The 18315-nt window shown below is 64.1% G+C and carries 17 protein-coding genes; 14 read left to right on the top strand and 3 right to left on the bottom strand.

All coding sequences use genetic code 11. From position 1 onward, the window contains the following. From AB5I84_RS12885 to AB5I84_RS12855, 7 genes are all read left to right on the top strand, one after another. Window positions 1-1449: RdxA/RdxB/FixG family protein (locus AB5I84_RS12885; protein ID WP_439650217.1), on the top strand; the 1449-nt coding region annotated here is incomplete at its 5' end. Further along, window positions 1421-1942 carry a FixH family protein gene (locus AB5I84_RS12880; RefSeq protein WP_369456316.1) on the top strand — a complete coding sequence of 174 codons (522 nt, stop codon included), beginning with the start codon at window positions 1421-1423 and terminating at the stop codon, window positions 1940-1942. The genes AB5I84_RS12885 and AB5I84_RS12880, both read left to right, overlap by 29 nt. Then, window positions 1942-4326, top strand: a complete 2385-nt coding sequence (locus AB5I84_RS12875; RefSeq protein WP_369456315.1) for a heavy metal translocating P-type ATPase — start codon at window positions 1942-1944, stop codon at window positions 4324-4326. The genes AB5I84_RS12880 and AB5I84_RS12875 overlap by 1 nt, the downstream gene beginning before the upstream one ends. Then, a complete protein-coding gene (gene ccoS, locus AB5I84_RS12870; protein WP_369456314.1) occupies window positions 4305-4505 on the top strand; it encodes a cbb3-type cytochrome oxidase assembly protein CcoS in 201 nt (66 codons plus the stop codon). Before AB5I84_RS12875 ends, ccoS begins: the two co-directional genes overlap by 22 nt. Continuing rightward, window positions 4502-5257: a sulfite exporter TauE/SafE family protein gene (locus tag AB5I84_RS12865; protein ID WP_369456313.1), complete on the top strand. Its 756-nt coding sequence runs from the start codon at window positions 4502-4504 to the stop codon at window positions 5255-5257. The genes ccoS and AB5I84_RS12865 overlap by 4 nt, the downstream gene beginning before the upstream one ends. A 15-nt stretch (window positions 5258-5272) precedes the next feature. Next, a complete protein-coding gene (locus AB5I84_RS12860; RefSeq protein ID WP_369456312.1) occupies window positions 5273-6247 on the top strand; it encodes a serine/threonine protein kinase in 975 nt (324 codons plus the stop codon). A 289-nt stretch (window positions 6248-6536) separates the two neighbouring features. Next, window positions 6537-7040, top strand: a complete 504-nt coding sequence (locus tag AB5I84_RS12855; protein ID WP_369456311.1) for a JAB domain-containing protein — start codon at window positions 6537-6539, stop codon at window positions 7038-7040. Between the two features lies 1 nt (window position 7041). Here the strand turns inward: AB5I84_RS12855 and sfsA are convergent, their stop codons facing one another. The 3 genes from sfsA to AB5I84_RS12840 form a co-directional block, all read right to left on the bottom strand. Then, window positions 7042-7755, bottom strand: a complete 714-nt coding sequence (sfsA, locus tag AB5I84_RS12850; protein WP_369456310.1) for a DNA/RNA nuclease SfsA — start codon at window positions 7753-7755, stop codon at window positions 7042-7044. Then, a complete protein-coding gene (locus AB5I84_RS12845) occupies window positions 7752-8936 on the bottom strand; it encodes an aminotransferase class I/II-fold pyridoxal phosphate-dependent enzyme (RefSeq protein ID WP_369456309.1) in 1185 nt (394 codons plus the stop codon). Before AB5I84_RS12845 ends, sfsA begins: the two co-directional genes overlap by 4 nt. A 147-nt stretch (window positions 8937-9083) precedes the next feature. Next, on the bottom strand, window positions 9084-9704 hold the full coding sequence (locus AB5I84_RS12840; RefSeq protein ID WP_369456308.1) for a hypothetical protein: 621 nt from the start codon (window positions 9702-9704) through the stop codon (window positions 9084-9086). A 259-nt stretch (window positions 9705-9963) separates the two neighbouring features. Between AB5I84_RS12840 and dksA the strand changes: the two genes are divergently transcribed. The 7 genes from dksA (at window position 9964) to folK (ending at window position 18291) form a co-directional block, all read left to right on the top strand. Beyond that, window positions 9964-10404, top strand: coding sequence for an RNA polymerase-binding protein DksA (dksA, locus tag AB5I84_RS12835; RefSeq protein WP_369456341.1), 441 nt, complete (start codon window positions 9964-9966; stop codon window positions 10402-10404). Between the two features lie 82 nt (window positions 10405-10486). Then, window positions 10487-11350 carry a tRNA glutamyl-Q(34) synthetase GluQRS gene (gluQRS, locus tag AB5I84_RS12830; protein ID WP_369456307.1) on the top strand — a complete coding sequence of 288 codons (864 nt, stop codon included), beginning with the start codon at window positions 10487-10489 and terminating at the stop codon, window positions 11348-11350. Between the two features lie 10 nt (window positions 11351-11360). After that, window positions 11361-11537 carry a hypothetical protein gene (locus AB5I84_RS12825; protein WP_369456306.1) on the top strand — a complete coding sequence of 59 codons (177 nt, stop codon included), beginning with the start codon at window positions 11361-11363 and terminating at the stop codon, window positions 11535-11537. After that, entirely contained in the window at window positions 11527-14466 is a 2940-nt protein-coding gene (locus AB5I84_RS12820; protein WP_369456305.1) for an ATP-binding protein, read from the top strand. Before AB5I84_RS12825 ends, AB5I84_RS12820 begins: the two co-directional genes overlap by 11 nt. A 19-nt stretch (window positions 14467-14485) precedes the next feature. Continuing rightward, window positions 14486-15862, top strand: coding sequence for a sigma-54-dependent transcriptional regulator (locus tag AB5I84_RS12815; protein ID WP_369456304.1), 1377 nt, complete (start codon window positions 14486-14488; stop codon window positions 15860-15862). 549 nt (window positions 15863-16411) lie between these two features. After that, on the top strand, window positions 16412-17794 hold the full coding sequence (gene pcnB, locus AB5I84_RS12810) for a polynucleotide adenylyltransferase PcnB (protein ID WP_369456303.1): 1383 nt from the start codon (window positions 16412-16414) through the stop codon (window positions 17792-17794). Further along, window positions 17791-18291, top strand: a complete 501-nt coding sequence (gene folK, locus AB5I84_RS12805; RefSeq protein ID WP_369456302.1) for a 2-amino-4-hydroxy-6-hydroxymethyldihydropteridine diphosphokinase — start codon at window positions 17791-17793, stop codon at window positions 18289-18291. Before pcnB ends, folK begins: the two co-directional genes overlap by 4 nt. Window positions 18292-18315: the final 24 nt, after the last annotated feature.

The following is an 18315-nucleotide window of genomic DNA, read 5'->3' as shown; positions in this document are numbered from 1 at the left end:
CGCGGCGGCCCCCCCACTACACTGTACGCCCGTCGCGAACACATCCAGATCCGTCACATCAAAGGTTACTTCCAGGTCGTTCGAGACCTGATGATGACCGCTACCATGGCCCTCTACTTCGTACTGCCATGGATCAACTACCGGGGCAGCCAATCTGTCCTGTTCGACCTCCCCAACCGCCGCTTCGATATCTTCGGTTTCTCGTTCTGGCCCCAGGACTTCCTGTTCCTCGCCTGGGCACTGATGCTGGCGGCATTCGCACTATTCTTCTTCACCGTACTCGCAGGCCGGGTGTTCTGTGGCTATGTCTGCCCGCAGACCAATTGGACCCGTCTGTTCACCCAAATCGAGCGTTGGTGCGAGGGTGACCGCCACCAGCGCATGCGCCGCAGCCGTGAAGGGCTGACCTTTGACACCGCCGTGCGCCGCACTGCCAAACACAGTCTGTGGCTGGCGGTCGGGGTCGCCACTGGAGTCACCTTCGTCGGTTACTTCTACCCGATCCGCGAGTTGGTGCCGGATCTGGTCGCTTTTGACGCCAATGGTTGGGCGGTGTTCTGGATCGGCATGTTCACCGTCGCCACCTACGGCAACGCCGGCTTCATGCGCGAGCAGGTGTGTCTGTACATGTGCCCCTATGCGCGCTTCCAGAGCGTGATGTTCGACGAGGACACCCTGATCGTGTCCTACGACGAAGCCCGCGGTGAACCGCGCGGCAAGGGCCTGCACCGTAAGACCGCCGCGCCGGACGTGCCAGCGCCTGCTACGGCGGTGCCGCTGGCGACCGATGCCATGGCAGCCACCACCGCCAAAGCCGCTCAGAAAGCCAGCCAGGGCGATTGCATCGACTGCGAGTTGTGCGTGCAGGTATGCCCCACCGGCATCGACATCCGCGAAGGGCTGCAGCTCGGCTGCATCACCTGTGCGGCCTGTATCGACGCCTGTGATGAGGTGATGGAAAAGGTCAACCGACCCAAGGGTCTGATCCGCTACACCACCGAGCATGCACTCGGCGGCATCAAGACCAAGATGATGCGCCCACGCCTGATCGGCTACGGCCTGGTGATGGCGCTGCTGTCGGGCCTGTTTGTGTGGCAACTTGCCGCACGCCAGCCTTTGCAGGTTGACGTGATACGCGATCGTAACCAACTCTATCGCATCACCAGCCAGGGCGACGTGGAAAACAGCTACCGGCTTGAGATCCTCAACAAGGATCAAGACAACCACCGCTTTGTCATTACCTTGATCGGGGATGAAGCGCTGTCCCTGGTGAATGGCCCGGTGGAAGTCAGCTTGGCATCCGGCGAGCAGCGCAGTGTCCCCGTCACTGTCAGCTACGATCCGTACCTGAGCGAACCCCAGTCACCGACCATTTGGTTCCTCGTTCGGGACAAGGACGACTCAGGTTTGGAGATCCGCCATGAATCACGCTTCATCAAGCCCCGCTGAAGCCAGTAAGCCGTGGTACCGCCACGGCTACCTCTGGCTGGTGATCATCCTGCCCACCATCGTCGTGATCGCGGCGTTCGTGACGCTGTACATCGCCATCGACAACGCCGACGACACCGTGTCGGAGGACTGGTACAAGGACGGCCGCACCGTGAACCGTTCTTGGGAAGCGGACCAGCAGGCGGCCCGGCTTGGCATTGAGGTGGAGCTCGACTTCACCGGTGCCGCGCCGCGCGCCCAACTGACCAGCCAGGTCCCATTCCCACCGCCGGAGAGCTTGCAGGTGAACCTGCGCCATCCGGCCTTTGCCAATCAGGACATCAGCCTGACCCTGACCCACACCGGCAACGGTGAGTATCGCGGCCAAGGCGATGTCCATCCGACCGCGGAAGAAATGATCGCCACCATCGTCTCCGCAGATGGCCACTGGCGCATCCAGCAACGCGCCCATCTTGATGATGGCAAGGCCTCGTTGGTTTCAGGAGTAAGGTAATGTCCGCCGCTGCTGCCTGCTGGCATTGCGGGCTGCCAGCCCCGGATAACTCCTACTTGGCACACACCCCCGACGGGGACCGTCCCACCTGCTGCAGCGGCTGTGCTGCAGCGGTGGAGATGGTGCACCAGCTCGGCTTCTCCGATTACTACCGCCTGCGCAGCCGCACCGCGCCGGTGGCCGACAAGAAACAAGCGGAACACGTCCTGGCCCTGTTCGCCATGCCGGCGCTGCTTGATCCTTACCTGTCCCCCGGTCGCGATAACCCAGCTCTACGTCGGCTGCGCCTGCAGCTGGGCGACATCCACTGTGCTGCCTGCTGCTGGCTGATCGAGAAGGTGGTGCTCGACCTACCCGGCATCCACCTCGCACAAGTGAATCTCGCCACCATGCAGCTAACGCTGGAATACGATCCAGCGCTGCCGGGCGTGGCCGAAGAGGCCGTCACTCGGGTACTCGAACTCGGCTACGACGTGGCGTTACCCGGCGATCCCCAGCGCGACCAGCGACTGGCGCAGGAAAACCGGCGCATGCTCGGCCGCCTGATCCTGGCCGGCATCGGCGCCATGCAGGCGATGATGTACGGCGCGTTCCTGTATCTGGACATCTTTGACGGCGATGCCGTGTTCCAGGACGTCTTCCGCCTGACCAGCATGGTGATCTCGACGCCAGTGGTGTTCTATGCCGGCTGGCCGTTTTTCCAGGGCGCCTTCCGCGGCCTGCGCCACCGCCACCTGACCATGGACGTACCAATTGCGCTGGCGCTAGCACTGGCCTGGTTTGGCTCGGTCGCTAATATCGCCTGGGGCGGCACCCATTCGTATTTCGAATCGGCTTCCATGTTTGTGTTCTTCCTGCTCATCAGCCGCACCATCGAACTGAAGCAGCAGCACCGCATCCAGCGCGCCTGGCAGCGACTGCAGGACACCCTGCCGCGTATTGTGCGCCGGCTCGAAGGTGGCAACAGTGCCTGGGTCAGCGCACGCGAAATCCAGCCCGGCGATATCCTGCTGATGACCCAAGGCGAGACCGTGCCGGTGGATGTCACCGTGCTAGAAGGCGAAGCGGAGGTCTCTGAAGCTGCGCTGACCGGCGAATCGGTGCCGGTGCATGTGGCAACCGGCCAACTAGTGCAGGCCGGCGCCAAACTGCTTGAAGGCCACTTCAACGCTCGCGCCGAGGGCACAGTGGACAACAGCCTGGTGGCACAGATTGCGGAACAGGTGTCCCAAGCCAGCGACGAGCGCCTGGAAATCGTTCGCGACTGGCAGAAAGTGGCACCGGTATTCATCCTGTTCACGCTGATCCTCGCCGCCGCCACGCTGGCGATCCACTGGTCCAGCGGTCCCGGCACCGCGTTTTCCTACATGCTGGCGCTGCTGGTGGTGACCTGCCCTTGTGCGCTGGCGCTGGCGGTGCCAATGGCCATGTCGGCCACGCTGTCCACCGCCCTGCGCGAAGGCCTACTGATCGCGTCGCCGCGGCAGCTACTGGCCATACCGCGCCTGCGCGGAGTGATGTTCGATAAGACCGGCACCCTCACCCAAGGCAGTTTCCACATCACCGAAGTGGAAGACCTTGGCGACGCGATCAGCCTCAACGAACGGCTACGGCTGGTGGCGGCACTGGAACGAGACCACCCACACCCGCTGGCACGCGCTTTCGATGGGCAGGACACCGCCACCGATGTCACCGAGCTGCGCATGGCACGCCACGGCGCCAGCGGCACCTGGCGCGATGCACGCTGGACCATCACCGGCGCGCCGCAGCACGCTCGCCCCGGCACCACCTGCTTGGAGTTGAGCCGCGATGGCAGCCCAAGTCTGCGTCTCTGGCTGGCCGATGAACTGCGGCCGGAAGCGGCGCAGGTGATTCAGCAATTGCGCCGCCACCGCTTGCAGGTGCGGCTCGCTAGCGGCGATGCCAAGCCGGCGGTGGAAAGCGTCGCTACTCAGCTGCACCTAGACGGCCACCGTGGCGAAATGACGCCGCAGCAGAAAGCCCACTGGCTGACCCAACTGGAGCAACTGGAAGGCCCGCAGATGATGATCGGCGACGGCATCAACGACGCCCCGGCGCTGCTCGCCGCCAGCGTTGCAGTGGCCCCGGGCAACGCCACCAGCCTCGCCCGCCGCGCGGCCGGCATCTACCTGCTCGGCGACAGCCTGCGCCAATTGCCGTCCCTGCCAGACCTGTCGCGGCGCTGCCGCCACACGGTGTATCAGAACCTAGCCTGGACCGCGCTCTACAACATCGTCGCCATTCCGCTGGCCATGGGCGGCTACATCGCGCCCTGGGCGGCGGCAATCGGCATGGCCAGCTCTTCGCTGATCGTTACCCTCAACGCCAACCGGATTAACAAGTGGAAAGCATCATCATCTTGATCCCCATTGGCCTTGCCTTCGTCGGCACCGCCATCTGGATTCTGTTTCGCGCCCTGCGTGACGGGCAGTTCGATGACCTCGAACGGCCCGCTTGGCAGGTGGTGTTCGACGATCTCGACGAACGCAACGGCAAAAAACCGACCACGCTCAAGTCCGAGGACGACGAGACCGCGCCATGATGGAAACCTTTCTCGCCGCTCTCGGTGCTGCGGCACTGCTAGGGCTGGCCGGCAGCCTGCACTGCTCCGCCATGTGCGGCGGTATTGCCGCCACCCTCAGCTTCGCCATTCCTGAGCCGCTGCGGCACAGCGGCCGCCTGTGGCTGTGGCAACTGCTGCTTGGCTTGGGGCGAGTCACCACTTACTGCCTGCTTGGCGCCGGAGCTGGCGCATTGGGTCAGCAACTGCTCAGTCATCTTGGCAACCTACATTGGAACTGGGCGGCGCTGGCCTCCGGGGTGCTGATGTTGCTGCTGGCGCTGCAACTAGGCGGCCTCGGTGCTCCGCTGCGGCACTTGGAAGCGCTTGGCCGCCGCCTCTGGCGCGCGCTATCGCCGCTGACCGGCCGACTGCTGCCGCTCGACCGGCCGTACAAGGCGGTACTGCTGGGGCTGTTATGGGGCTTTCTACCCTGTGGCCTGCTGTACTCAGCGTTGGTGCTCGCTGCCGCCACCGGCCATGCCGCCACCGGCGCTGCCACCATGCTGCTGTTCGGCCTGATCACCATCGGCCCGGTGGCCGGTACCGGTATTTTCGCTGGCCGCTTGGCGCGCTTGCGCCAAGGCCGGTTCCGCTATGTGGCGCTCGTGGCCACGCTACTGCTGGCCGGACTGTTCTTCTATCAAGGGCTGGCCGCTCCACATCCGATGGCGCCGCTGCTGCCTGGGCAGGACCCGACACTGCACCAGCACGACCACCATCACCACCATTGAGGCGGTAAGCCTGCCATGACATCCCCGTTCAGCGACCTGACGCCAGACCGGCTGATGGATGCCATCGACGCCCAAGGTCTGCTGTGCGACGGTCGCGTCACGCCGCTCAACAGCTATGAAAACCGGGTTTTCCGCGTCGGCCAAGAAGCGCAGTCGCCACTGATCGCCAAGTTCTACCGGCCCGGCCGCTGGAGCGCTGCGCAGATCCTTGAAGAGCACCACTTCAGCCAACAATTGGTCGATGCCGGGGTACCAGTGGTAGCGCCGCAAGCGCACCGCGGCCATACCTTGTTCGAGCACGACGGTTTTCTGTTCGCGCTGTTCCCAGTGGTACCCGGCAGCAGCCCCGACCTCGATGACGACGACACCCTGTATGAACTGGGCCGCCATTTAGGTCGGCTACACCACTGCGGTAGCCAGCAGAACTACCTGCAGCGGCCGCCGCTGGACGCGCCGCAGCGTGCCCGCGATGCCGCCGACTGGTTACTGCGCCATGCGGTGCCGAAAGCAGAGCAGGCCCGGTTCCAGAAATTGTGTGCGCAACTGGTGGAGAGCATTGACCGCGCCTGGCAGGAACACCCCTTCACCAGCCTGCGGCTACATGGCGACAGTCACCGCGGCAATCTGCTGGCCCGTGATGACCAATATTGGCTGGTGGACTTGGACGACAGCTGCGACGGTCCCGCCATTCAGGACCTGTGGCTGCTGTTGGATGGCGATCGCGACCGCCAGCGCCAACAGCTACTGAGCTTGCTGGACGGCTACCAGGAGGAGTTCGACTTTGAACGCCGCCAGCTGGCCTTAATCGAACCGCTACGCGCCGCGCGCATGCTGCATCACACCGCCTGGGTCGGCCAGCGCTGGGACGACCCGGCGTTCCCGCGCGCTTTTCCGTGGTATGGCCAACCGCACTTCTGGCCAGAGCAGTGTCTGGCGCTGGCGCAGCAACTGGAGCGCATGCAGCAACCACCGCTGTCGCTGCCGGGCTGAACCGCCTCGCTCTGGCGGATCTGCACCTTCCCGCAAAAACAGGCATTGCCGGTCAGCCGGAGTGCCGCGCCGCTCGCCACGGCTCCCGGCCACGGCCAATTGGTTTAAAGCATTGATGTCAGCGCCCCAACCAGGCATTAAGGCACTTTGCGGTTATGCCTATTTCGGCATTTGCGCAAACCGAATTACCAATAAATATTGGTTTTCGCCAATTTGCGTTGTCCGCGCTGCGGCACTGCCCCACCATGCACCTCTCCGCCCCCGGCCCGATGCAGTTTTCAGCCTGACCGTGATTGCTCCGTTCCAAGCGCTTTCAGCACAGCATTTTGATCTGCTGCGACCGGCCACCGCCGACGAGATCATTGCCTTTGCCGGCACCCTGCTCGAACAACGCCTGCAACGCGGCCCGGTGCTTGGCGGTGCCGAGCAAGTACAGGCATTCCTGCGCACCCGCCTTGGCGGTGCTGCACGGGAGCTGTTCGGCGTGCTGTTTGTCGATAGCCGCCATCAATATCTGGGTTTCGAGATTTTGTTCATGGGCTCACTGCGCGGCAGCGAGGTGCATCCACGCGAGGTGGTCCGGCGCGCACTGGCGCTGAATGCGGCGGCGGTGATCCTGGTTCATAACCACCCGTCCGGCCATCTCGAGCCAAGCCCGGAAGACATCCTGCTCACACGCCGCATTGATGACGCGCTGGCCTTGCTGGACATGCGCGTGTTGGACCACCTGATCGTCAGCGCCAGCGATTGGGTCAGCTTGTCGGCGCGCGGCTGGCGCTTCAGCGACGACTGAATCAGTCCCACACCAGCGGCAGCGGCTGCTCCAGTGCGAACTGCTGGGGTGAAATACGGGTGCGCCAGGCGAGGATCTCAACCCCACTTTGCTGCGCCTCGCGTAACAGAGCAGCGTAGCGCGGATCAATGTCCGCCGCGGCGCCCGCGGCCCGGGCGCCCGTGTGCTGCACACAAAAGAACAGCACCGCCCGGCCACCGCTGGCCACCACCTGCATCAAGGTGCGCAGGTGCTTCTGGCCGCGCTCGGTCACAGCATCAGGGAACCGGATCACGCCGTCGTCGGCTTGCTCCGGCCCAGGCCCGAGGGTGACGTTCTTCACCTCAATCCAGGTGTGCGGCGAGTCACCGCCCAGCGCCAGGTCGAAACGGCTATCACCCCAAGTCACCTCGCGCCGCAGACCGTCTGCCACCAGCTCTGGCACTTGCCCAGCCGCGATGGCCTCGGCCACCAGCGCATTAGTGCGCCCGGTGTTGACCCCGGCCCAGTACCCATGCGCCACCTGCACCGCTTCCCAGGTGTGGCGATACTTGCGCTTGGGGTTGCCGCTGTCGGAGTAGAGCACCGTGGCGCCGGGTTCAGCGCAATGCTTCATGGATCCGGTGTTCGGGCAATGCAGCGTCAGCGCCTCACCGTCGGCGGTGATGATGTCGGCCATGAAGCGTTTGTAGCGGCGCACTAGGGTGCCCTGCGCCAATGGCGGATCGAAAATCATCTGCGCTCCAGGAACTGTTGCACCCGCGCCAACGCCTGCTCCAGCCGCTCACAGTCGGCGGTGTAGGCAACGCGCACATAGTGCCCCGGCTGATGTTGGGTGCCAAAATCCAGCCCTGGCGTCATCGCCACCCCGCTCTGTTCCAACAGCGCGCCACACCACTCGAAGCTGTCAGAGGTGAACGCGGAGACATCCAGATAGAGGTAGAAGGCACCGTCGGGTTGCCCCACCACCGGCAGCCCCAGCGCCGGCAACCGCTCCAGCAGCAGCGCCCGGCGACGAGCCAGCTCAGCGCGACGGCGTTCCAACTCCGCCAGTGTGTCCGGCTCGAACGCCGCCAGCGCGGCGTACTGAGACATAGTGGTGGGTGACAGGAAGAAGTTTTGCGCCAGCCGGTCCAGGTCAGGTACCAGCGAGCGCGGCACCACCGCCCAACCAAGCCGCCAGCCGGTCATGCCGAAGTACTTGCTGAAACTGTTCAGCACCAGCGCGTCTGGGGCCACCGCCAATGCGGTATGGACCGGCGCGCCATACACCAGCCCCTGGTAGATCTCATCCACCAGCAGCGCGCCCCCACGTTCCGCCACTACCCCCGCCAGCGCAGCCAACTCAGCGGCCGACAGCACACTGCCGGTCGGGTTATCCGGCGTTGCCAGCATCAGCAGCTTGGTGTTGGGCTGCCACGCCGCCGCCACTTGCTCGGGGGTGACACGGAAGCCGTTGCTGCGCTCCAACACCAACGCCTGCGGCGTTCCGCTCACCAGCTCGACAAAGTGCCGGTTGCAGGGATAGCCGGGGTCGGTCAGTAGCACGCCGTCGCCAGGGCCGATCAGCGCAGCCAGCAGCAATTGCAACGCACCGGAGCCGCCCGGCGTCACCACCACTTGCTCCGGCAACACCGTTACGCCGAAACGCTGCCGGTAGAAATCGGCAATCGCCTCGCGCAGCGCCGGAATGCCCAGCGCCGGGGTGTAGCGCGTGCGGCCGTCAGCCAACGCGCGCGCGCCCGCGGCCACAATCTGCGGTGGGGTGGCGAAATCCGGCTCGCCAACACCGAGATGGATCACGTCCATGCCGGCGGCGGCCAACTGCTGGGCGCGTTCCACCAGTGCCATAACATGGAACGGTGCGATGCGGTCACAGCGATCAGCCCGGAAAGCAGGTGCAACGAGGTCGGTCACGACGGGTTCTCTTTCAAGTTCACGGGGGATGTCTATAATCGGCGCGCCCCGCGACGCCTCGGCCCTGCAAGTCGGGCTGGGGGTGACAATGACCGAAGCCTGAGGTTATTGTCCAAGACTTGCCTGCGGCGCCGGTGGATGCGGCGCTCAATCGATCTGGTAGTAGTGAGCAGCGAGTATGTTAAGGGAGTTATTCAGGATGGCCACCCGTAAAAAGACGTCTGTGTCGTCTGCCGAGTCCAAGAAAGGGACAACAGCCGCTTCCAGCAAAGCCGCGGTGAAACCAGCCGCTGCTGCCAGTACCGGCAAAGCCAAGGCCGCCGCCAAGCCGGCAGCCAAGGCTAGCGCCAAGAAACCTGCAGCGGCCGCCAAGCCGGCGGCTAAGAAAGCCGCTACGCCTGCTGCCGCCAAGCCAACCACTGCCAAGGCCGCACCGAAGAAAGCCGCTGCCACCAAGGCTGCGTCGGCCAAAGCCAGCGCAGTAAAAGCGAAAGCCAGCACCGCCAAGGCAGCACCGGCGAAGACCAAGGCCACCGCCGCCAAAGCAAAAGCCGCTGCGCCAGCGAAGGCGAAAGCCGCCAGCGCCAAGAGCGCGCCGGCCAAAACTGCCGCCAAGGCCGCGCCGGTGAAGACCAAAGCCGCCGCGAAGACCGCAGCGCCAACCGCCAAAGCGACACCGGCTAAGGCCGCTGCCAAACCGAAAGCAGCGGTGAAAGCGAGCCCCGCCAAAGCGGAGCCGAAAGCCGCGCCGAAGAAAGCTGCCGCCAAGGCCGCGCCGAGCAAGCCAGCGGCCAAAGCCAGCCCGGCAAAGACCCGTACCTCTGCTGCGGCACCGAAAGCCGCTGCAGCGCCGGCCCGTGCCGGCAAGACTGCGGCCAAAAGTGCCGCCCGCGCCAAGGACAGCCCTGCAAAAACGGATCAAGCAGTCAGTCGCCCATTGCCTGGTAAGCCGCCGCGCCGTAGCGTGGCCGCCCCAGCGGGCACTGTTCATCCTCCCCTTGCCCAGGAAACCACCGTGAAGAACCCGATGGACGTTCCCGCCGCCAAGCCTGGCATGCTGATTCACGGCGTACTGCCGTATGAACCAGCAGCCGGCGAAGACTACATGAGCGACGAGCAATACACGCATTTCCGCCGCATCCTCAATGCCTGGCGGCAAGAGCTGGTCGCGGAAGCCGACCGCACCATGAACAACATGAAAGACGAAGTGATCAACCTGCCTGACCCGGCCGACCGCGCCACCCAGGAAGAAGAGTTCGCGCTGGAACTGCGCACCCGTGACCGCGAGCGCAAGCTGCTGAAGAAGATCGAGCGCTCACTGGTGAAGATCGACGAAGGCGAGTACGGCTACTGCGAAGCCTGCGGCATTGAAATCGGCATTCGCCGGCTGGAAGCGCGTCCCACTGCCGAACTTTGCATCGACTGCAAAGAGCTGGCAGAAATCAAAGAGAAGCAGATGGCTGGCTGAGGCACCTCGGCATGCCGCTTCCTCTCCAGTATCGATCAACGCCGGGCCCCGCCCGGCGTTTTTCATCGTTGGCCGGCTGACATTGTACCGCGGCCGCTTTGCGCCCACCCCGTCCGGCCCGCTGCACGCGGGTTCGTTGCTGACCGCAGTAGCCAGTTGGCTGGATGCACGCGCCGCCGGTGGCCAATGGTGGGTGCGGGTGGACGACCTCGACCAGGCCCGCGCGGTGCCCGGCGCTGCCGCCACCCAGCTACGGCAACTGGAACAACACGGGTTGTGCTGGGACGGCACCGTGCAGTACCAGTCCCAACGCTGCCCGCGCTACCAAGCCGCGGTGGAAGAGCTGCTCGCAGCCGGACATGCCTTTTATTGCTCGCTGTCGCGCAAAGATCTGAGCGCATGCGGCGGTCTCCATCCCGGTGCCGCCGCAGCGCAGCCCGCCGATCTGCGCGACGCGGCGGTGCGGCTACGGGTGCCGGCGCAACCGCACTGCATCCATGACCGCCTGCAGGGCGATCACTGGGTAGACCTGGCCGCCTGCGGAGGGCCGTTCGTGATCCGCCGCCGTGACGGCATCCCGGCGTATCAGCTGGCCTGCGCGCTGGATGATGTGGACGACGGCATGACTGACGTGCTGCGCGGCATCGACCTGCTGGACTCCACCCACCGCCAGTGCCTAGTGATGGAAGCGCTCGGCTGCGCACCGCCACGTTACGGCCATCTGCCGGTGGTGGTGGACCGCAGCGGCCATAAACTGTCCAAGTCCGCGGGCGCCGCGGCGCTGTCCACCGATGTTTCCGCCAACTTGATGCAGACCCTGCAACGGTTGCGGCTGACGCCGCCAGCTGCGCTCACCGGCGCGCCAGTGGCAGAACTGCTGGCCTGGGCGCTGCCTCACTGGCAGTCTGAATGCCTTTGCGGGCTGGCCTCGGTGCCCGCGGACTGACGAGAACGCCATGTATACCGACCGATTACTGATCCTGTTCATCATCGGTGCCTATCTGCTGTCACCGGCGATCATCGAGTGGTGGAGCCAAGGCGGCGACGCTTGGTACCGCCCCTACACCATGTGGTTGGCCCTGATCGGCCTGTGTTACTGGATCGGCAAGAGTCGCGATTTCGATGGACTATAGTCTTCTTCAGGTATTCCTGATTGCGCTTGGCTATCTGCTGTTTTTATTCGCCGTTGCTTGGGTGACTGACAAAGGCTGGGTGCCGTCACGCATCGTGCGTCACCCGGCGATTTATGTGTTCTCGCTGGGGGTGTACGCCAGCGCTTGGGCAATTTACGGCAGCATCGGCTTCGCTCAGGCCTACGGTTATAACTTCCTTGCCTACTTCCTCGGGCTGTCCGGCGCCTTCATGCTCGGGCCGATTCTACTGGCGCCGATCCTGCGCCTGACCAGCACCCACCAGCTCGGCTCACTGGCCGACCTGTTCGCCTTCCGCTTCCGCAGCCGCATGGTCGGCGCCGCCACCACGGTGCTGATGCTGCTCGGCATGCTGCCGCTGCTGGCATTGCAGATCAAAGCCGTCACGGAGTCGATCCAGCTACTTACTGGCGTCGCGGATCTACGCCGCATGGCGCTCGGTTTCTGCGTGCTGATTATGCTGTTTGCGATCCTGTTCGGCGCCCGCCACGCCACCGCGCGCCAGAAACACGAGGGGCTGGTGATGGCGATTGCCACCGAGTCGGTGATCAAGATTGTCGCCTTCGTCGCCATCGCACTGCTCGGCCTGTTTGGCAGCTTCGGTGGTCTCGACGCGCTCAACCAATGGCTGGTCGATACCCCCGAAGCGCTGTACACGCTGTATGGCCCGCTCAAGGACAACACCTGGCACACCACCATTCTGGCGTTCTTCGTATCGGCGGTGGTGATGCCGCACATGTTCCACATGACCTTCACTGAGAACCTCAATCCGCGTGCGCTGGTGACCGCCAGCTGGGGCCTGCCGCTGCTGTTGCTGGTGATTGCACTGTGCATCCCGATCATCATCTGGGCGGCAATGCATGAAGGGCTCGATAGCCCGGCCGATTTCTTCGCCTTGGCACTGGGCGGTCAAATTGGCTACCACGGCGCTCTACTGGCTTATCTGGCCGGCCTCGCCGGCGCCAGTGGCATGCTGATCGTGGCCACCTTGGCACTGTCGTCCATGGCCCTCAACAATTTGGTACTGCCGGTACGCCGGCGCGGCTTGGATGAGCGCCTCTACCGCTGGCTGCTATGGGCGCGGCGCCTGCTGATCTGTGCGGTGTTGCTGGCGGCCTACCTGTTCTACCTGTCCACCGGCAACAACCACTCGCTCACCGAGCTGGCAGTGCTGTCGTTTGTGGCCACGCTGCAGTTCGTGCCCGGCCTGATCGGGGTCCTGTTCTGGCCCGCCGCCAACCGTCGCGGGGTGCTGTGGGGTCTTTACGCGGGCTTCCTGATCTGGGCTCTGATGCTGTTCTTCCCCACCATGGTGCCCCAGTGGCAGCCGTCTTGGCTGTACGATCTGCTGCGCATTTCTGGGCACTCGATGAACATGCAGTGGCACCACATCACCATCGCCAGCGTGCTCGCCAACGCACTGGTATTCGTGGCGGTGTCACTGCTGAGCCAGTCGTCGCAATCAGAGCGAGCGGCGGCGGATGCCTGCATCATCGGCAGCCTGCGCCGGCCGTTCCGTTGGGAACTGGCCGCCACCTCGGTACCGGATTTCGTTGCTGCCCTCACCGAACCACTGGGACCGGCCACCGCCCAGCGTGAGGTAACACTGGCCCTGCGCGATCTCGGCTTCAACGATGGCGAAACCCGCCCCTATGCACTGCGGCGACTGCGTGACCGGGTGGAAACCAACCTCTCCGGCCTGCTCGGCCCGGCGGTGGCGCACCAGATCATGGATGACGTACTGCCCTATAAGGCGCAGAAGGAAAACGAATCCGACGAAGATATTCAGTTCATCGAAGCGCGGCTGGAGCTGTACCGCGATCGCTTGTCTGGCCTCGCCGCTGAACTCGACAGCCTGCGACGCTTCCATCGCCAGACCCTGCTGGAGCTGCCGATGGGGGTGATTTCGCTCGGCAGCGACGGCGAGATCATCGGCTGGAACCACGCCATGGAGCAGCTCACCGGGGTCAGCGCGCTACGCATCACCGGGTCGCGTTTGAGCGATCTCGGTGAGGACTGGAGCGAAACGCTGTGCCGCTTCGCACAAGGCAGCGCCACCCGCGAACCGGCCGCCGAAGTATCACTGCGTGGCCAGCAGTGCGTACTGTCGCTGCACAAATCCCAGGTGCAGGGCGATTTGCCGGCGGAACGCTCCGGCGGCTTGGTGATCGTGATCGAAGACATCACTGACCTGCATGAACTGGAAGCGCAACTGACCCATAACGAGCGGCTGGCCTCCATCGGCCGTTTGGCCGCCGGCGTCGCCCATGAGATCGGCAACCCGGTCACCGCCATCGCCTGCCTGGCACAAAACATCGACCACGACGAAGACCTGGCCGATATCCGCCAGACCTCGCGCCAGATTGTGGAGCAGACGCGCCGCATCAGCCGCATCGTGGAATCACTGGTGACCTTCAGCCACAGCGGCGGCACACCGCAGCATGCACTGAACATGCCGGTGGATGTACAAGCCACGGTTAGCGAAGCCATTGAGCTGCTGAAAATGGACCCGGAGCGCCGCCGCCAGCAGTTCGAGAATCATTGCCCGCCGGGGCTAGCGGTACGCGGCGATGCCCAGCGGCTGCTGCAAGTGTTCGTCAACCTGCTCGCCAACGCCGCCGATGCCAGCCAGCCAGAAGACCCGGTACGGGTGTCCGCGCAAGCCGGTGAACACAGCATCGACATCTTGGTGGAAGACCACGGCCACGGCATTCCGGCGGAATTGCGCGACGCGCTGTTCGAGCCCTTTGCCACCAGCAAACCGGTGGGCCGCGGCACCGGCCTTGGTCTGGCTCTGGTTTACAGTATCATTGAGGACCATTTCGGCAGCATCCGTGCGGAAAGTCCCATCGCCGACCAGCGCGGCACACGCTTTGTCATCACGCTACCTGGCTTCCAGCACGACACCTGAATTCCAGGGGAGGTTTGTCATGAGTCACATCCTGATAGTGGAGGATGAGCCGGTCATCCGGGGCGCCCTCAAGAAGCTCCTCGAACGCCATGAGCACACCGTAGTGGAGGCGGAATCCGCCGAGCAGGCCCTGGAGCAGGACCTCAGCCACTTTGACTTGGTGATCAGCGACCTGCGCCTGCCCGGCGCCCAAGGCACCACCCTGATCGACGCCGCGCGCCCGACGCCGGTGCTGATCATGACCAGCTATGCCAGCCTGCGCTCGGCGGTCGATGCCATGCGCCAGGGCGCAGTGGACTACATCGCCAAGCCGTTCGACCACGATGAAATGGTGCTGGTAGTGGAGCGCATCCTCAAAGAGCGCACCCTGCGTCGTAACAACGATGCGCTGCGCGCCGACATCGCTCGCAGCGTGCCCGCCCACGGCATGCTCGGCGACAGCCCGGTGATGCAGGAGCTGCTGCGCCGACTCGATCGCGTAGCGTCCACCGATGCTGCCGTACTGATCATCGGCGAAGCGGGCACCGGCAAAGAAATGCTGGCCCGCACCCTGCACGAACGCAGCGGCCGTGAAGGCGCGCCGCTGGTGGTCTTCAACTGCGCGGCGCTGCCCGGCCCACAATTGGAAGCCGAACTATTTGGCTATGAGAAAGACGCCGTGCCCGGCGCTAGCGAGACCAAACGCGGCTTAGTGGAAGCTGCCGATGGCGGCACCCTATACCTGAACGACATCGGCGAATTGCCGATGGAAGCCCAAGGCCGGCTGCTACACCTGATCGAAAATGGCGAGAGCCTGCGCCTCGGCGCACTGCAAGGCCGCCCTTTGGATGTACGGCTGGTGGTCACCGCGCCGCGCCTGCTGGATGAAAAAGTGGCCAACGGCCAGTTCCGCAAGGATCTCTACTACCGACTCAATGTGGTGCAACTGGAAGTGCCACCGCTGCGCGACCGCGGCGAGGACATCATGGCGCTGGCCCACGCGCTGCTGTCGCGCCTGTGCGAACGACACAACAGCAACGAACTGCACTTCGACACCGATGCAGTGAAGGCGATGCAGCGCTATCCGTGGCCAGGCAACGTGCGCGAACTCGAGAATGCGATTGAGCGCGCCGTGATCCTGGCGGACAGCCCGTCGATCACGCCTGAATTGCTGGCGTTGCCCGCCGACACCTTCCCGGTGCAGGCCCCACGCAGCGCCCCGCGCCGCGCGGCGTTGCAGGATCCACAGGAAGACCTGTCACTGGAGGATTACTTCACCCGCTTCGTACTGGAAAACCAGGACGCCATGACCGAGACCGAACTGGCGCAGAAGTTGGGCATCAGCAGAAAGTGTCTGTGGGAACGTCGACAACGGCTTGGCATTCCGCGACGCCGTGGCAACGTGGCGACCAGTTGAGTGGTTTCCCCACGAGGCTGTTACCGTCCTACACAGCGAGTAACACCCACAACCGGCGCCCCACGTCACCACAACCGAGATAAAATTCAAAATCACCGCAACCAACTGATTTACAAGGACTTTTGAAATTCTTGCAATCAGATCGGTCAAACGACAAGATGACTCTACGCCAGCAAACAACAACAACACCGGCGGCAAGGCTGAAAAAAAGAATAACAACGAACGAAGCCAATGCAGTGCTCAACATGACAGTGATGTCATGACAAAAAAGGCAGAAAACAAAATATAAGAAAAAATAACAATAACAGAATCAGCGCAATCATAAGGGGCCTCAGCACGTCTGGGGCCCCTTTTTCATGTCTGGATGTTTCATCTCGCCCCAGCCACAGCGCGGATGCCAAGTGGGCAGTCCCGACGTTAGGTTGTAAGATGCTTGGCTTGTTCCCGTACCCAAGCGAGCTGTCGCCCTTCATGCCGCCCAACCCCGATGTCATGCCATCCTTCGTCCAGCGCCTTGCAGCGAGCTGGGCCGCACTCTGGAATCTCTTGATGCGCCCATTCCGCCGTACCACCACGCCGACGCTGCCCACCAGCACCCTGATTCCCCGCGCTGACCACCCAATTTCCCGCAAGGACATCTCCCGCGGCGCCCTGCATGTGCTGTACGGCCTGCACGAAGCCGGTTACGACGCCTTCCTGGTCGGCGGCTGCCTACGCGACTTGCTGACCGGGGTACCGCCAAAAGATTTCGATGTGGTGACCAACGCACGGCCGGAAGAAGTCGAGCGTCTGTTCCGCGGAGCGCGCGTGATCGGTCGCCGCTTCAAGCTGGTGCATGTGCGCCACCGCGGCGAGATCATCGAAGTGGCCACATTCCGCGCTCTCAGCGATGACCGCGATGACGAGCGACTGGTCAAACTCAGCAAGGACGGCCAAATCCTGCGTGACAACGTTTACGGCTCGATCGAAGAGGACGCGCTGCGCCGAGACTTCACCGTCAATGCCCTCTATTACGACATTGCCGATTTCAGCCTGCATGACTTCGCAGACAGCCTCCACGACATTGAGCAACGCACGTTGCGCCTGATCGGCGAGCCCGAACAGCGTTATCGTGAAGACCCAGTACGCATGATCCGCGCCATTCGGTTCCAGGCCAAACTCGGCTTCGAGCTGGACCCGGCCACCGCTGCACCGATCACCGCCATGGCCCCACTGTTGGCGCAAGTGCCCGCTGCTCGGCTGTTCGAAGAAGTCCTGAAACTGTTCCTCAGCGGTCACGCACTGGCCACCCTCGACGGCCTGCGCGCCCATGATTTGCTGGAACCGCTGCTGCCGCTGACGGCCACCGCCATGCGCGACAAGGACGGCGGCGTTGACCTGACCTTCCTCGAAGCCGCAATGCGCAACACTGACCGTCGCTTGGCGGACGATAAGCCAGTCACCCCGGCGTTCCTGTTTGCGGTGCTGCTGTGGCCGGCGGTACGCCGGCGCTTCCAGCGCGCGCTGGATCAGGGCATGCCGCCGGTACAGGCGATGAGCAAGGCCGCTGGCGATGTGGTGGTGCAACAGGTCAACCGGGTAGCGATTCCGCGCCGTTTTTCCAGCGTGATGCGCGAGATCTGGGATCTGCAGCTGCGCCTACCGCGTCGCCAAGGCCAGCGTGCCGCGCAACTGATGGAACACCCGCGCTTCCGTGCCGCCTACGATTTCCTGCTGCTGCGCGAGGAAGCCGGCGAAATTGCGCCGGGCCTCGGCCAATGGTGGACCGACTACCAAGACGCTGACCCGGAAACCCGCGATGAGATGGCCCAGCAAGTACGGCGCCCGCGTGGACCGGAGTTGGCCGAGCCAGAAACCGACGATGGCCAGCGCCGTCGGCGCCGGCGTCCCCGTCGTCGCCGTCCCGCCGGTGGCGGCAGCACCGACGCATGATGCGCGCCTATATCGGTATCGGCAGCAATCTGGCCGGGCCGACGCAGCAAGTGCGTGATGCCTTGTCAGCGCTTGCAGCACTGCCGGAGAGCTGCCTGGCCGGCCAATCACTGCTATACCGCACGCCCCCGGTGGGCCCCCAGGACCAGCCGGACTTCATTAATGCGGTGGCGGGGCTGGACACCGCCCTGTCTCCCCTCGCTCTGCTGGATGCACTGCAAGCGCTGGAGCAGGCTGCCGGCCGCCAACGCCTGCGCCATTGGGGCGAACGCACCCTGGATCTCGACTTGCTGCTGTATGGCGCCGAAATCATCAACCACCCGCGTCTAACAGTGCCGCACCCGCATTTGGCGGAGCGCGGCTTCGTACTGGTGCCGCTGGCGGAACTGGCGCCCGATCTGACACTGCCGGACGGCCGCAGCGTGCTCACACTGGCCGCCCACTGCGCGCGACACGGCATTGCGCCACTGGACGCCGGTTCCGACCTGACAGTCTGAGGCCGGCACCGACGCTGGACATTG

Source organism: Alcanivorax sp. REN37, from assembly GCF_041102775.1.
GTDB classification, from domain to species: Bacteria; Pseudomonadota; Gammaproteobacteria; order Pseudomonadales; family Alcanivoracaceae; genus Isoalcanivorax; species Isoalcanivorax beigongshangi.
Note: the sequence above shows the minus strand (reverse complement) of the source record. Positions and strands in the feature narration are given on the sequence as shown.